The 14,349-nt window shown below is 67.6% G+C and carries 11 protein-coding genes; 6 read left to right on the plus strand and 5 right to left on the minus strand.

All coding sequences use genetic code 11. From position 1 onward, the window contains the following. Positions 1 to 439: 439 nt before the first annotated feature. The 5 genes from Q1L50_RS04755 to Q1L50_RS04775 form a co-directional block, all read right to left on the minus strand. Positions 440 to 1,261, minus strand: a complete 822-nt coding sequence (locus Q1L50_RS04755; RefSeq protein ID WP_300336294.1) for a DUF2182 domain-containing protein — start codon at positions 1,259 to 1,261, stop codon at positions 440 to 442. Continuing rightward, entirely contained in the window at positions 1,261 to 1,863 is a 603-nt protein-coding gene (locus Q1L50_RS04760; RefSeq protein WP_300336295.1) for a DUF1326 domain-containing protein, read from the minus strand. The genes Q1L50_RS04755 and Q1L50_RS04760 overlap by 1 nt, the downstream gene beginning before the upstream one ends. Positions 1,864 to 2,076: 213 nt before the next feature. Continuing rightward, positions 2,077 to 3,498, minus strand: coding sequence for an FAD-binding oxidoreductase (locus Q1L50_RS04765; RefSeq protein ID WP_300336297.1), 1,422 nt, complete (start codon positions 3,496 to 3,498; stop codon positions 2,077 to 2,079). A gap of 173 nt (positions 3,499 to 3,671) precedes the next feature. Next, positions 3,672 to 6,668: a helix-turn-helix transcriptional regulator gene (locus tag Q1L50_RS04770; protein WP_300336298.1), complete on the minus strand. Its 2,997-nt coding sequence runs from the start codon at positions 6,666 to 6,668 to the stop codon at positions 3,672 to 3,674. Positions 6,669 to 6,717: 49 nt separating this feature from the next. Continuing rightward, on the minus strand, positions 6,718 to 6,975 hold the full coding sequence (locus tag Q1L50_RS04775) for a DUF4242 domain-containing protein (protein ID WP_300336299.1): 258 nt from the start codon (positions 6,973 to 6,975) through the stop codon (positions 6,718 to 6,720). A 285-nt stretch (positions 6,976 to 7,260) separates the two neighbouring features. Here Q1L50_RS04775 and Q1L50_RS04780 point away from each other — a divergent pair, with 285 nt between their 5' ends. The 6 genes from Q1L50_RS04780 (at position 7,261) to Q1L50_RS04805 (ending at position 14,324) form a co-directional block, all read left to right on the plus strand. Beyond that, entirely contained in the window at positions 7,261 to 7,923 is a 663-nt protein-coding gene (locus Q1L50_RS04780) for a response regulator (protein WP_300336300.1), read from the plus strand. Then, complete coding sequence (locus Q1L50_RS04785) at positions 7,920 to 9,233, plus strand: ATP-binding protein (protein WP_300336301.1); 1,314 nt, start codon at positions 7,920 to 7,922, stop codon at positions 9,231 to 9,233. Before Q1L50_RS04780 ends, Q1L50_RS04785 begins: the two co-directional genes overlap by 4 nt. An 82-nt stretch (positions 9,234 to 9,315) precedes the next feature. Then, complete coding sequence (locus tag Q1L50_RS04790; protein WP_300336302.1) at positions 9,316 to 10,752, plus strand: DegQ family serine endoprotease; 1,437 nt, start codon at positions 9,316 to 9,318, stop codon at positions 10,750 to 10,752. A gap of 97 nt (positions 10,753 to 10,849) precedes the next feature. Then, the gene (locus Q1L50_RS04795; RefSeq protein ID WP_300336303.1) at positions 10,850 to 11,356 is read left to right on the plus strand and encodes a tetratricopeptide repeat protein; all 507 of its coding nucleotides are present in this window, start codon (positions 10,850 to 10,852) and stop codon (positions 11,354 to 11,356) included. A gap of 136 nt (positions 11,357 to 11,492) precedes the next feature. Next, positions 11,493 to 12,623, plus strand: coding sequence for a chemotaxis response regulator protein-glutamate methylesterase (locus Q1L50_RS04800; protein WP_300336304.1), 1,131 nt, complete (start codon positions 11,493 to 11,495; stop codon positions 12,621 to 12,623). 129 nt (positions 12,624 to 12,752) lie between these two features. After that, positions 12,753 to 14,324 carry a gamma-glutamyltransferase gene (locus Q1L50_RS04805; RefSeq protein WP_300336305.1) on the plus strand — a complete coding sequence of 524 codons (1,572 nt, stop codon included), beginning with the start codon at positions 12,753 to 12,755 and terminating at the stop codon, positions 14,322 to 14,324. Positions 14,325 to 14,349 lie beyond the last annotated feature (25 nt).

Raw genomic sequence — 14,349 nt, forward strand, 5'->3', positions numbered from 1 at the left:
CGATAAAAGCTTTCCAGAACACCACAAAGCCAACCCGCCAACCTCATCCGCCACCGGAAATCCAATCCCGTTACACTACCCCTCTAAACCATCAGCCCGCCTCGCTACCTCCCCGAGATCTTCCCTCCTTCAGGCTCATACCTGAAATGGAAAATACTCCTTCTTACCAGGCAACAGCGCTTCGATCCGCGAAAACTGATCGTCCCTCAACCACATTCGTGCCATCCTGACTCTGCCCAAAAGCCAGGATATGACCATAAATCAACCTCTGTGAACAGCCCCTTTGTAAGTGATTGATGGTGAACGATTTTTGAGTCCATTTGTTGACAATGGCATTCCAGGGACAGGCGGAACGTCAACGCGCTCTAGCACGACCACGCTCTCGCAGCAGAGCTCCAGCTTTCAAGGCTCAATGCGAGCACTACGCCCCGCCAAGCTCTCACCCCGCTGAAAGCGCACCGCCAATGAGTATCGCGCCCCAGGCGATCAGCAGCGCACCACCAGCGGGAGTCAGCCAGCGCGCGCCGGACCAGGTCTTTTCGATCAGGACGAAAACGGTCAGCGCGGCAATCCAGACCACGTTCATCACGCCGAGAACGAACAGCAACGCCATCAGCAGCCAGCAGCACGCGGTGCACAACACGCCGTGCCGCAGGCCAATGATCAGCGCGCCAGCGTTACCCGGGCGCCACTCGGTCATCAGGAACGAGAGTGGCGAGCGGCAGGCCGACAGGCAGGCGTGCTTGAGCGGCGTAAACTGAAAAATTCCGGCGGCAAGCAGCAAGGTGCCGCCGAATCCGGGACCGCGCACCTCCATCATCGGCGAGATCCAGCGGGCCTCGAGCAGTCCCCATTGAAGCAGCGTGGCGAGCAGACTGAAGCCGGCCCACACCAGCACATAGCCGATAACGAAGGCCACCACGGACCAGGCGCGGGGCTGCTCCGCAGACGGTCGCGAGCACGACGCGAAGGCGGACACCATCGGCAGCGCCGTCGGCAGCATCATGGCGACCATCATCACCACCCACATCAGGAAGACCAGCGCCAGGTCCACGGCGCCCCAATCGGTCATCCGCGGCATCAACAACATCTCGATGCCGACGTCCATATGCGCCATGCCCCAAGCCATGTACAGCAGGTATGTCCAGGCCAGGGCGATCACCCCGGCCAGCCCGAGCAGGACGGGCAAACGCTGCCCACCGTGCCGACGCTGCCCGGAGCGGCCGCCTGGACGGCCCGTGACGTCGATCAAGGCAGGCATCAGCTGGTGTACCGGAACGGTGAGTAGAAGCCGTTGCGATCAGAGACCTCGCGCTGATAGCCGTGATCGGCGTAACGAAAGCGGCTGGACTTGGCCACCACCGCAGGAAATCCGGGCACTGGCGTGAACGGGTGCCGCTCGATCGTTACGTCGCCGCCGCCCTGGCCGGGAATGGCTTCGATCTCGGCTTCCGCGATGCCGGCGATGCTCAGACTGCGACGCTTGCCGTCGGCGACGTATTCGATAGCCGCGGTGCTCACCCCCATGACTTCACCGATCAGCGGCGCCAGGGCCGCCAACGGCCCACCGGCCTGACCCGAGAAGACCTGCCCAAGGGCCTCCTGCTGCACCGACGTCGCGCGCTGATCCAGATACAGCGCCACCCGCCATTTGGTCTCCATCATGTGGCCAGGCGCGTGTGCGAAGAGAACGACATTCAGCCCGTCCAGCTTGACCGCGCCGAGCGCGCCCTGGTCGATATGCCAGGCAATGAGCGCGGCGCAATCTCCCTCCGTTGGTGCGCTGAGGCAGACGCAACTGCACGGTGCGAAACAGTTGCAACTCTCGAAGTACGTGCCTGAGACGTTCAATGCGTTTTCCATGATTGCTCCTTGAGCTTCGGTGCGTGGCAGCGCGGGATTGCGTCATGCCGACAACTCCACCGTACGCGTCCCCGAGCCGCTGCACATCACCGGAACCGACTATTTTTCCCTCACGATCAGCGCCTGCCCTGGTTCGCCATGCCGAAACAGCCTGACGACAGACTCGCCTGTTTCCAGACCAGCGAAGGCGATGGTCGACACCCCCGAGGACCGTCAGCCGTCGATGTTCTTGGTGTGATGGAAGAGCCTGTCAGGGTCGAAGCGCTTCTTCAGCTCGGCCAGCCGCTTGAGGTTGGTCTTGCCGTAGGCCGCCGCGATGCGCTCGGCGCCCTCTTCTTCGGTGAGGAAGTTGATGTACGCGCCCCCGGTCGAGAACGCCTGCATGGCCTCGAAGCAAGCACGCGCCCAGCGCATGTTGGCGGCGTCGTCGGCGGCGTTCTCCCACGACCCGGCGACGTTGAGCACCAGGGCGGCGTCGCGGTTGCCGGCCGGCGAGTGCTCGGCGGGCAGTTCGCCAAGCGCGCCATCCAGCTGGAACAGCAGGATGGCCGAGTGCGGCGAAACTATCCGTGCCGCGTGCTCGATCAGCACCTCGATGGCCTTGGCATCGACCCCCGGCAGGTAGTGCGACTTCCAGTAGTAGCGCCTGCCCTTCGGCTGCGTCGCGTCGAGCAGGCTCTGCATCTGGGTGTACGGACGGCGGGTGACGATGTCGGCCACCGGCTTACCGAAGGCACGCAAGGGCGCGACGATCTCCTCGCCCTCCTCGATGCCGCCGCTGTGGCAGACGAAGATGGCGACGATCGGCTGGCCATGGATCTCCCTGGGCAACCACGGTGCCGGCGGGGCGACGCGCAGCACCGCGACGCAGGTGGTCTCGCGCGGCGTCGCGGCGGTGAATTGGCGATAGAAGTCGAGGACCTCGCTGGCATCCTCGGCGCGCCAGGCAATGGCGCCGCCGAGGATCTCCGGACCGACCGGGAAGAGACGGTACTCGAAGGAGGTGACGATGCCGAAGTTGCCGCCGCCGCCGCGCAGCGCCCAGAACAGATCGGCGTTCTCGTCGGCCGCGGCGCGCACCGGCTCGCCGGCGGCGGTCACCACCTCCATCGATAGCACGGTGTCGCAAGTCCAGCCGTGCCGACGCGTCAGGTAGCCAAAGCCGCCGCCGACGGTCAGGCCAGCGATGCCGGTGGCCGAGACGAAGCCGAGCACCGCCGCGAGGCCATGCAGTTGCGTCTCGCGGTCGACGTCGCCAAGCGTACATCCGGCCTGCGCCCGTGCCGTACGCGCCGCCGGATCCACCCAGACGCCGGTCATCGGCGACAGGTCGATCATCAGACCGCCTTCACACACCGCCAGCCCGGCGATGTTGTGGCCACCGCCGCGGACCGAGAGCAGGAAGTGGTGCTGGCTGGCGAAACGTACCGCCCGCACGACGTCGGCGGTGCCCGAGCAACGGACGATCAGGCCGGGACGACGATCGATCATGGCGTTCCAGACTGTGCGTGCCGGCTCGTACCCATCGTCGTCGGGGCCGATGACCGACCCTGCGAAGCCAGCCTTGAATGCCTGCAGGATCTCGGGTGAGACCTGCACCGTGCCGCCGTCGGCGGCTTTCAGTTCGATGGTCATGGTCGCTACTCCTCGAAAGGTCTGGACGGCGTCGCACGGGCAGCAGCAAGGGCGGCTCACCGCCCACGCTGCCCGGCGTGGAGTCAAAAGGCGTCGCGCGGCGGCCGGAGAGCCGCACTTGCCTCAGGGCAGTCTGCGGCGTCGACGGCACTCCCGGCAATCGTCAGAACTGACTATTTCGGCGCCATCAGCCCGTGCCGAACGGCGAAAGCCGACGCTTCGGCCCGATTTGCCGCCTGCGTCTTGCCGAGGATGTTGCGCACATGGCTGGCGACCGTGTTCGGACTGCGAAACAACGCCGTGGCTATTTCCTGATTGGTCTTGCCGGCCGCCACCAGCCTCAGTACCTGCACCTCGCGGCTGGACAAGCCGGCCACCGGCGCCGCCCGCGCGTCGCCCGCTGCCGCTTGCCGTTGCAAAGCGACGAGCGTTTCCTCGAGGCCCCGCATGCCCAGTTTTCGAGCCTCGTCGAGGGCCGCATCGAGCAGCGGCTGCGCGCGCTCAAGGTCGTCGCCAAGCGCCCTGCGGATCAGCATCGTGGCGAACGCGCAGCGCGAATGCACCAGCCAGGGCCGACCGCCGGTCTGCTGGTCGAAAACAACTGCCTGCTCGAAATGGGCGCGCGCCACGTCCCAGCGCTCAAGCGTCGTCGCCAGCATCCCGAGCAGGCGGTCGGCGGCGCCGAAGGATGCCGTGTGCGCGCCGAATACGATATTGCGCCCGGCATGGGGCGCGAGCAGTTCGTAAAGGGTGGGTGCGCGCTCGCTGTCGTCCAGCCAGACGCACACCTCGGCGAGATAGGCGATGCTCGCGATACGGATCGCATCGTGCGCCAGGCCGGCAAAGCGGCTGACCGCGAGGGTCTCGAAGATTTCTTGCGCTTCGTCGTGCGAACCGAGTTCGCAGTGCAGAATCGCCAGGCCCGGGCGCCAGGTCGCGCCGCGCGAGTCCTGGTCGCGAAACTGCTTGAGCACCGGTGCCAGTTCGCGCAAGCGGCCCTGATGGCGCCGCAAGGTGAACATCTGAACGCCAAAAATGCCAGCCGCGTTGGCACGATCGAAACGCGTGCCACAACGCAGCGCCTGCACCGCCAGCGGCTCGGCATCGGCAAAACGGCCTTCGTGGGTGGCGATCATCGACAGCGCGGCCAGCGCCGCAGCCTCGTTGAAAGGCTCACGCTGGCGCTCCGCGGTACTCAGATGAAAGCGCGCGGTGGTCGTCGCCGCAACCGTGTCGCCGATCTCCATCAGGTCCCCGACGTGCCAGCCGGAGAGGTAGGCAGACTGGTGACTCGGGTGACCGGCATGGCCAGCGAGTTCGACCGCCTCGCGTGCAGCGTCGATGCGCAGCGCCAACTGTTCGGGGTACCAGCGCCCGGGCAGGATGGCGCACAACGCCCTGAACAGCACCAGTGAATCGCCAAGCTGGCGGGCGATGGCGACCGCCTCACGGAATGTCGTCTCGGCTTCAGCCGGCTGATTGGCGAACAGCAAGGCCTGGCACAAGGCGCTCAGCAGGGAGCTTCGTGCCAGGCTCTCCGCTGGCGCCAGCTGCGCCAGCGCCTCGCGGATCAGCAGCACCGCCTGCGAGCCGTCGACGCCGAGGCGCCACTGCGCGTCGGCAACGCCAATCGCCGCGTGCGTCAGCAAGGAAGAATCGCCCAGACGCCGGGCGCAGGCAGCAGCGTCGCCGAAGGTGGCCATTGCCAGCGCGCTCGCCCCGGCGCTGTTCTGCGCGTAACCCAGTCCGAGCAGCAGCCGGCATCGTTGTGCATCCGTACCGGGACCCGCCGGCAGCGCGCTGCAGGCGCGCAGGTAGTGGCGCGCGGCCTCCTCGTGCGCGTGCATCGCTTGCGCCCGCTCGGCAGCGCGGCTGGCGTATTCGATGGCCTTGGCTGCATCGCCGGCCGGTCCGGCGGCGTGATAGTGATGCGCCAGGGCGGACCAGCAAGCACTCAGGTCGCCCTGATAGTGCGCCTCGAACGCCGCGCCGACCTGCTGGTGCAGCGCCGCTCGCCGCCTGGCGGGCAGTTCGTCGTACAAGGCGTCGCGCACCAGCGCGTGCGCAAACTGGTAGCTGCCAGATTCCGCCGACTGGTCGATCAGGCTGGCCGTCCGAGCCTCTTCAATAGTCGCCATGACCGCGTCCTCGCTGACCGCACCAAGCACCCGGCAGAGCAGCTCGGAACTGAACTCGCGACCGAAGACCGCAGCAGTCTGCAGAACTTCGACGCAGCGCGGCGTCAGGCGGTTCACGCGCGCGCCGATGACTTCGCGCACCCCCCGCGGTACGACACTCCAACCGCTCCCGGGCTTCGCCGCACCGCTGCCGCTGGCCTGCCGAAGGTCGCGCGCCAGTTCCGCCAGGAACAGCGGATGGCCCGCCGTCTGGTCGTGCAAGGCCGCAGCCAGTTCGGGCGAGGCGGCCCCGGCCACCGAGGCGACGAAGCAGGTGGTCTCGGCGAGGCTGAAGCCACCCAGCAGAAAGCGTTGCACGGAGGCATTCCGGTGCAGTTCGGCAAGCGTATCGGACAGGGGGTGCTGACGACTCACTTCCGCGTCGCGGTAGGTGCCTAGGACCATCAGGCGACTGCCGTCAACGTTGGCCATCACGAACTCGAGCAGCCGCAAGGACGGCACGTCGGCGCGATGCAGGTCGTCGGTCACCAGCAACAGCGGCTGCCGCGCGGCGGCACGTCGCCAGAAACCGGCGACCGCATCGAACAAGCGAAAGCGGGATCTGGCCGGGTCGCTCTCGACAGGAAGTGGCGCGCAGTCGGGCAGCCGACCCGCCAGTTCCGGATCCAGCGCTGCAAGATGCGCCGCTGCCGGACCACTGGTCTCGGCCAACACTTGCCGACCGTGCAGTGCGACGTAACGCCGAAACAGCTGCAGCCACGGCCAGTAGGGCGGCGCGCCCGAATCTTCCGGACAGCGCCCCCACAGTGCCAGCACCTCGCGACGGCCAGCGTGCGCGGCAATTTCCTGCGCGGTGCGGGTCTTGCCGATTCCTGGCTCGCCGGCGAGCAGTACCACCCGCGGCTGCCCGGCAATCGCCGATTCCAGCGCCGAATACAGCGCGTCGATCTCCCGCTGCCGACCGATGAACATACGTTCGGGTTCCGGTTTCATGCCGGTCAGCCCTGCGGGCAGCGCTTCGCTCCCCGCCATCGCTTCCCGCCTGGACGGCGGCGACTCGCGTCCCCGACGTGCACGGCGCTCAGGTGAACGCTTCCGGCCGCAGTTCGGTGACCTCGACGATCACGTCGGCCGGGAGTTGGGCGAGCCGCGCGGCGGCACGGATCGCGTCGGCGTTGGGCGCCTCGTAAAGGCAATAGGTCTTCTTCTGGTCGGCCGACAGGAATGAGAACAACCAATGCACGCCGCTGGCGTCGTTCACTTCGGAGATCAAACGCGCGGCGTCGCTGGTGAGTTGCATCCGCTCGGCGAAATTACGTTCGATGACGAACATGGCCATACGCTTCTCTCCTCCAGTTTGCAGGAAACGTTCGAAGTGAACGCCTACCCTACACCAGGCGGGAGTACTTGCCCAGCGTGCCGCGATCATGGTGGCAGGCGGAGCGTCCGCAGCAGCGCGCTCCTGGCAGCGCGACGACACGGTTTGATTGCCGTTCGCTGGGAGTGGTCGACGGCTGATTGACAGCGGCTTGTCCGCACACTTAACCTACCGCGACTCCCCTGCCGGCAGGGGCGGCGTGTTGCTCCCGACCGCGTGGCGATCCTTTCCCTTCAGCAGACGACGATGCGTGTATTACTGGTCGAAGACGACCCGATGATCGGCAAGAGCGTTCAACAGGGCCTGCGGCAGGATGGCTACACGGTCGACTGGGTGCGCGATGGAAGGGCAGCCGAACTGGCCCTGGCGGCGGCACCCTACGAACTGCTGCTGCTTGACCTCGGCCTGCCCGGCAAGTCCGGTCTCGAGGTCCTCGCCCGGCTGCGCAGTTCCGCCAACAGCATTCCGGTGCTGGTGATCACCGCCCGCGATGCGATCGCCGACCGGATCAAGGGCCTGGACACCGGCGCCGACGACTACCTGCTGAAACCCTTCGACCTCGACGAACTTGCTGCTCGCATGCGCGCGCTGATGCGGCGGCACGCCGGCCGCGCCACCCCGATCATTGAGCACGGCGACTTGCGGATGAATCCGGCGACCCATGAGCTGACCCAGAACGGCAAGCCGGTACCGCTCTCGGCACGCGAGTTCGCGCTGCTGCGGGCGCTGCTCGAAGAAGCCGGAGCGCCACTGTCGCGCGCCAAACTCGAAGAACGGCTGTACGGCTGGGGCGAGGAAATCGAAAGCAACGCCGTCGAGGTCTACATCCACGCCTTGCGGCGAAAACTGGGAGCGGAGCGGATCAGAAACATCCGCGGCGTCGGTTACCTGGTACCGCCGGCCCGATGAACTCGATCCGCCGCCAGTTATTGCTGACCCTGCTGTCAGTGATCATCCTCACTACCCTGCTTGGCGCGCTGGCGACCTACCGGACGGCACGCGACGAGGCCGACGCGATGTTCGACTACCAGCTACGCCAGTTGGCCTTGTCGTTTCGCGATCAGGTCTTCCCGAGTGGTCGGCAGCACGACTTCGCCTTCGACGACGAAGCACAGGATTTCTCGATCCAGGTCTGGCGCCCGGACGGCACCCGGCTCTACCTCTCGCACCCGCGCAAGGGGCTCCCGGAGAAGACGCCGCTCGGTTTCGCAACGGTCGATACGGCGCGCGGCAAGTGGCGGGTGTTCGGCCTGCAGCAGGGCGGCCAGACGATCCAGGTGGCGCAGCCGATGCACTCGCGCGACCGGTTGGCGCTGGCCGCCGCCTTGCGCACCGTCGCCCCCTTCCTGCTGCTGCTGCCGATGCTCGGGATACTGATCTGGGTGGTCGTCGGGCGCGGCCTGCGACCGCTGGACGCCGTCGCCCGGGCGGTGACCACGCGCACCGCGGTGGCGCTGGACCCCTTGCCGGAAAATCGGGTACCGGCCGAAGTGGTGCCGCTGGTGCTGGCGCTCAACGATCTGCTCGACCGCCTCCAGCGGGCGCTGCAGGCGCAGCGCGAGTTCATTGCCGATGCCGCGCACGAACTGCGCACGCCGCTGGCCGCGCTGCACCTGCAGGTACAACTGGCCGAGCGCGCCACCGACCCGGCGGCACGCTCCGACGCCTTTGCCGAATTGAAGGGCGGACTGCGGCGCGCGACGCATTCGGTGCAGCAACTGCTGACCCTGGCCCGCCAGGAACCGGGCGGCGGCGAGATGGGAAGCGAGCCGGTAAACCTTGCCGACCTCGCGGCAACGGTGATCGCCGAGCAGCTGCCGCTGGCCGAAGCCCGGTCGGTCGATCTCGGCGCGACGCCAGCCGGCGGCGAAGTCGTCATGGGCGACCGCGATGCGCTGCAGATCCTGCTCAGCAACCTGGTCGGCAACGCACTGCGCTACACGCCGGCGGGCGGCAAGGTCGACGTCGCGGTCGGCGAGAACGACGACGGCACCTTCATCGAGGTCTGCGACAGCGGCCCGGGTATCCCGGCCGAAGACCGCGAGCGCGTCTTCGACCGCTTCTATCGCCGGGAACAGAGCGACCAGCCGGGCAGCGGCCTCGGACTGGCGATCGTCAAGACCATCGCCGAACGGCATCGGGCAGCGGTGCTGCTCGACGATGCCACGCTCGGTGGTCTGCGCGCCCGCGTCCAATTCAAGCGCTCGCCGCCGCCTTAAGTCAGCTTTAAGTGACGTTCCCCTATCGTACGCCGCACGGGAAGCCACGCGCTTCCAGTCTGGAACGAATCAGGAGACGATCATGCAAGCAATACCCTTCAAACGCAGTCTACTGGCCCTGGCACTGATCGCCGCGGTCGGCGCCGGCTACGCCAGACTCGGCGGGCAGGTGATCAATCCCGCCGACGCGGTCAGCGCGCCCGTCACCACACCGCTGGCCAGGACCGGCACCGGATTGCCCGATTTCACCCCGATCGTCGAACACAGCGGCCCGGCGGTGGTCAACATCAGCGCCAGCGGGCCGTCGAAAATGGCCTATTCCGGTGGCGACCGGAACGATCGCATGCCCGAGCTCTTCCGCCACTTCGGCATCCCCTTGCCCGACGACGGGGCGCCCGCGCGCGGCATGGGTTCCGGCTTCATCGTCCGCGCCGACGGGGTGATCCTGACCAACGCGCACGTCGTCAGCGGCGCCGACGAAGTCACCGTCAAGCTGACCGACAAGCGCGAATTCAAGGCCAAGGTGGTCGGCATCGACAAGCTGACCGACATCGCCGTGCTGCGCATCGACGCCAGCAATCTGCCCGTCGTGCGGCTGGGCAATCCGGGCAGCGCCCGGGTCGGCGAATGGGTGGTTGCCATCGGCTCGCCGTTCGGCTTCGAGAACAGCGTCACCGCCGGCATCGTCTCGGCGAAAGGGCGCTCGCTGGCCAGCGACAGCTACGTGCCGTTCATCCAGACCGACGTCGCGGTCAACCCCGGCAACTCGGGCGGACCGCTGATCAATCTGGATGGCGAAGTGATCGGCATCAACTCGCAGATCTACAGCCGCAACGGCGGCTATCAGGGCGTCTCCTTTGCGATCCCGATCGACGTCGCGATGAACATCGAGGAGCAGTTGCTGCAGCACGGCAAGGTCAGCCACGGCCGGATGGGGGTGACCATTCAGGAAGTGTCGCAATCGCTGGCCGAATCGTTCGGCCTGAAGGGTTCGGCCGGCGCGCTGGTCAGCTCGGTCGAAAAAGGCAGCCCGGCGGCGGCCGCCGGCCTCGAGCCAGGCGACGTCATCCTGAAGCTGAACGATACCGCGATCGCCAGCTCGTCCGAACTGCCGCCACTGATCGCGGCGCTCAAGCCCGGCACCCGGATCACGCTGCAGGTCTGGCGTAAAGGCGGCAGCCGCGAGATCGCGCTGGCGGTCGGTGAAATTCCGAGCCCCGCGCTGGCGGCCAACAAGTCCGGTGAAGGCGCCAATCCGCGCCTCGGTCTGTCCTTGCGTCCCTTGACGCCGCAGGAGCTGGCGCAAAGCGACTCGCGCGCTGGCCTGCTGGTCGAGAGCGTCAGCGGACCTGCCGCCAAGGCGGGCATACGGCCCGGTGACGTGGTCCTGTCGCTCAACGGTCAGCCGGTCGGGGACGTCGCGCAACTGCGGGCGCTGCTCGACAAGTCGGGGCGAACGATTGCGCTGCTGATCGAGCGCGACGACGCCAAGATCTTCGTGCCGGTTGATCTCGGTTGATCTCGGTTGATCACCGCCCAGCCACGTGCTCCAGGTGACCCCGGTGGCGGCGCCTGGAGAGCTTGGGCACCCGCCACGACGCGAAAATGGCCGACAAATGATTGACGCGCTGTTCGACCTTCTCGGCACCTTCTACCAGAGCGGCGACCTGACGCAGGCCGAGTGGATCGCCCGCAGCATCTTCCAGGCGATCCCCGACGACATCGTCTCGCTGCAGTTTCTCGGTCTGCTCTACTACCGGACCGCGCGCCGCAGCGAAGCGCTGCAGGCTTTCGGCGCGGCCGACCGGGAAGCAGCCTCCGTTGCAGGGTCGGACACCGAGCCTGGCGACCTGCTGGCTTCGGCGCAGTGCCTGCGTGCGGCGAGCGGCCGGGGATCGACCCTGGCCGGCGCGTGGTACGACCTGGGGCTGCTGCTGTTCCGCCTGGGGCGTTACCCGCAAGCGCTCAAGGCCCTGCACGCGGCGCAGTCGGCGCGCCCGGATTTCGTCGCGGCGCGACGCGCCATCGCGCGCGTGGCAGCGTTTGCGGCGCACCGCAGGGCTATCGCCCGGCAACCTCACACCCAACTGCCAGAAGTGCTGCCAGCGCAACGCGAGGACTAGACGACGCCGAGCAGTCGAGCGCCGGCTGCCCGGAGCCGCGCAGCGCTCGGCGATTCGCCCGCAGGAGCACGCCAGCAGGATACACTCCGGCCTTTGCGGCGCCCGGCCACGGACGCCGTCGCCACGCGAGACCCCGATGAGTGAACGCGGCATCAAGGTATTGGTCGTCGATGACTCGGCAACGCTGCGGCGCCTGCTTGCCCAGGCGCTGGCCGGCGACCCGGCCAGCGAAGTCATGACCGAGACCTGTGACGCCGTGCTCGCCCTTGGCCAGATGAGGAAGCGCTGGCCGGACGTGCTGCTGCTCGACATCGAGACCCGGCGCATGGACGCCATTGCCTTCCTGCGCCGGGTGATCGCCGAGCGGCCAACGCCAATCGTGATCTGTTCATCGGCGGCGAACCTGCGAGCGCCAACGACCCTGGCGGCGATCGCCGCCGGCGCCGTCAGCGTCGTCGCCAGACCCGCCAGCGGTCGGCAGTCTGCCATCGAACAGTCCGCGACAGAGATCGTGCGCACGCTTCGGGCCGCTGCCGCCGCATCCGCCCGGCCGGCAACACAAGCACCCGCAATACCGACCCCCGCAGCGCTGCGCCCAAAGAATTCGGCCGACGTGATGCTCGCTGCCGCTTTGCCCCGGAGCGTCGAGCGGACCAGCGAGCAGATCGTTGCCATCGGCGCCTCGGCCGGCGGCACGCAGGCGCTGGAGACCGTTCTGACCAGGCTGCCGGCTGCCTGCCACGGCCTGGTAATTGTCCAGCACATGCCGGAGCGCTTTACCGCGATGCTCGCCCAGCGCCTCGACGAGCTCTGCCGGATCGACGTCCGCGAGGCCAGCGACGGCGATCGCGTTCGTCCGGGCCAGGCCCTGATCGCGCCCGGCGGGAAACACCTGCTGCTCCAGCGCAGCGGCAGCCAATACCGGGTGGAAGTCGCCGATGGCCCGCTGGTCAACCGCCACAAACCGTCGGTGGATGTGCTGTTTCGCTCGGTGGCCCGGTTTGCCGGCGGCAACGCGCTGGGCATCATCCTGACCGGCATGGGCGACGATGGCGCGCGCGGCCTCCGGGAAATGCGCGACGCAGGAGCCATGACAGTCGCCCAGGACGAAGCCAGTTGCGTGGTCTTCGGCATGCCCAGGGAGGCGATCAGACTCGGCGCCGCCGAGCAGATCATGGCCCTGCAACAAATCCCCGGCGCGATCGTCGCCTTTGGCATGAGCCGCGCCCAGTCCGCCATTCCGTGGCGTAGCCCGGGCGGCGGCTGACGCCTCAACGCACGGGTCACGCTCAAACCGGCTTCCCGAGTTCGGTGGCATCGCGTATTCTCCGCGGATTGGCGCTGGTGCATCCGTGCACCAGCGCTCTGTCCTCGCTCCGGAAGATGATTCTGCCATATGTCTCAATCCAGCATTCGTGGCGTCATAGCGGCGTCTGACGCGCATACTGCCGAAGCCGGAGCACGCCTGTTGCGCCGCGGCGGCAATGCGGTCGATGCAGTTGTTGCCGCCAAGCTCGCCGCAACCGTTACCGAACTGCCGCTGACCTCGCTTTGCGGCGGCGGCGCCTGTGTCTGGGGCAACGCCGACGACGGCTACGAAGTCCTCGATTTCTTTGCCTCGACCCCGGGGCTCGGCCTCGCTACTCGGCCGCCGCTCGACTTTGCACCGGTGACCGTCGATTTCGGAGAGACCACCCAGACCTTCCACGTCGGCAAAGCCGCCGCCGCCGTTCCGGGCGAACTGGTCGGTCTGCTCGAACTGCACCGACGGGCCGGCCGGGTCCCGCTGCGTGAAGTCGTCGCCCCGGCGGTTGGCTGGGCGCGCGACGGCTTCGCCGTCAGTCCTCAGATCGCCGCGATCATCGGCCTGGTCGCACCGATCGCCCGCCGCTCGCCGGCCGTCGCGCGGCTGTTCTTCCCTGCTGGCGGTCTGCCGCACGCAGGCGATCGCCTGGCCAACCCCGATCTTGGCGACTTCCTGCACGCGCTCGGCGAAGGAGATCCAGCGACCCAGGTCGCCCGCTATTGGGCGTCTCTGGTCGACAACTTCGGGCCTGCGCAAGACGGGCTGATCACCGCGCGCGACGTCGCCGCTTACGCGCCGGTGGTCCGTGAGCCGCTGCGCGTCGGCATCGGCCCGTACACCGTGCTGACCAACCCGCCGCCGTCGGCCGGCGGCGGCCTGATCGGCGCCGGTCTGCGGATCGCCGAGCGGCTGGGTATTGGCGACGAGGAGTTCCTGTCGTCCGAGCACCAGCTGGCGATGGCGGCGCTGCTGGCAACGGTATCGGCGATCCGCCAGTCGGGCTACGACCAGCGGCTGCACGCTGACCCCGATTCGATTCGCGCGCTGGTGGCCGGTGACGGCATCCCGGCCTGGGTCGAACGAGCGCGAGCGCTGCTCACCGAGAACCAGCTCGGCGCCACCACCCACATCTCGGTAATCGATGCCGAGCGCATGGCGGTGGCGATGACCACCAGCAATGGCGAGGGCTGCGGGCAGGCGCTGCCCGGGCTGGGAATACACGTCAACAACTTCCTCGGCGAGGACGACATCAACCCGAACGGCTTTCATCAACTGCCGCCCGGAACCCGGATGAGCACCATGATGTCTCCGACCATCGTCGTCGCCGGCGACCGCCCCTGCTTCGCGCTCGGCAGCGGCGGTTCGAACCGGATCCGCAGCGTCATCCTGCAGGCGCTGCTCAACCTGCTGGCCTATCGCCGCCCGCTGGACGAGGCGGTGAACGCCGCCCGCCTGCACGTTGAAGGCGGCCAGCTGTGGTTCGAGAGCAGTGGTCTGGAGGCCAGCGCGATTGCCGCCCTGCAGGCCGCGTGGCCGGCGTCGACTCGATTTGACCAGGCCAGTGTCTTCTTCGGTGGCGTCAACTGCGTGGCCAGCGGCCATGACAACCTGTACGGCGCCGGCGACCGCCGACGTGGCGGCGTCGTGGTCGTCGCCCGATAAACCGGCGATGGGCAGGGGTCAGCAG

Source organism: Accumulibacter sp. (genome assembly GCF_029255145.1).
GTDB lineage: Bacteria > Pseudomonadota > Gammaproteobacteria > Burkholderiales > Rhodocyclaceae > Accumulibacter.

Bases quoted from the DNA above. Each gene is read 5' to 3' on its own strand.
- Q1L50_RS04785 (WP_300336301.1), top strand. From the start codon at position 7,920: ATGAACTCGATCCGCCGCCAGTTATTGCTGACCCTGCTGTCAGTGATC.
- Q1L50_RS04765 (WP_300336297.1), bottom strand. From the start codon at position 3,498: ATGACCATCGAACTGAAAGCCGCCGACGGCGGCACGGTGCAGGTCTCA.
- Q1L50_RS04770 (WP_300336298.1), bottom strand. From the start codon at position 6,668: ATGGCGGGGAGCGAAGCGCTGCCCGCAGGGCTGACCGGCATGAAACCG.
- Q1L50_RS04780 (WP_300336300.1), top strand. From the start codon at position 7,261: ATGCGTGTATTACTGGTCGAAGACGACCCGATGATCGGCAAGAGCGTT.
- Q1L50_RS04775 (WP_300336299.1), bottom strand. From the start codon at position 6,975: ATGGCCATGTTCGTCATCGAACGTAATTTCGCCGAGCGGATGCAACTC.
- Q1L50_RS04795 (WP_300336303.1), top strand. From the start codon at position 10,850: ATGATTGACGCGCTGTTCGACCTTCTCGGCACCTTCTACCAGAGCGGC.
- Q1L50_RS04760 (WP_300336295.1), bottom strand. From the start codon at position 1,863: ATGGAAAACGCATTGAACGTCTCAGGCACGTACTTCGAGAGTTGCAAC.
- Q1L50_RS04800 (WP_300336304.1), top strand. From the start codon at position 11,493: ATGAGTGAACGCGGCATCAAGGTATTGGTCGTCGATGACTCGGCAACG.
- Q1L50_RS04755 (WP_300336294.1), bottom strand. From the start codon at position 1,261: ATGCCTGCCTTGATCGACGTCACGGGCCGTCCAGGCGGCCGCTCCGGG.
- Q1L50_RS04805 (WP_300336305.1), top strand. From the start codon at position 12,753: ATGTCTCAATCCAGCATTCGTGGCGTCATAGCGGCGTCTGACGCGCAT.
- Q1L50_RS04790 (WP_300336302.1), top strand. From the start codon at position 9,316: ATGCAAGCAATACCCTTCAAACGCAGTCTACTGGCCCTGGCACTGATC.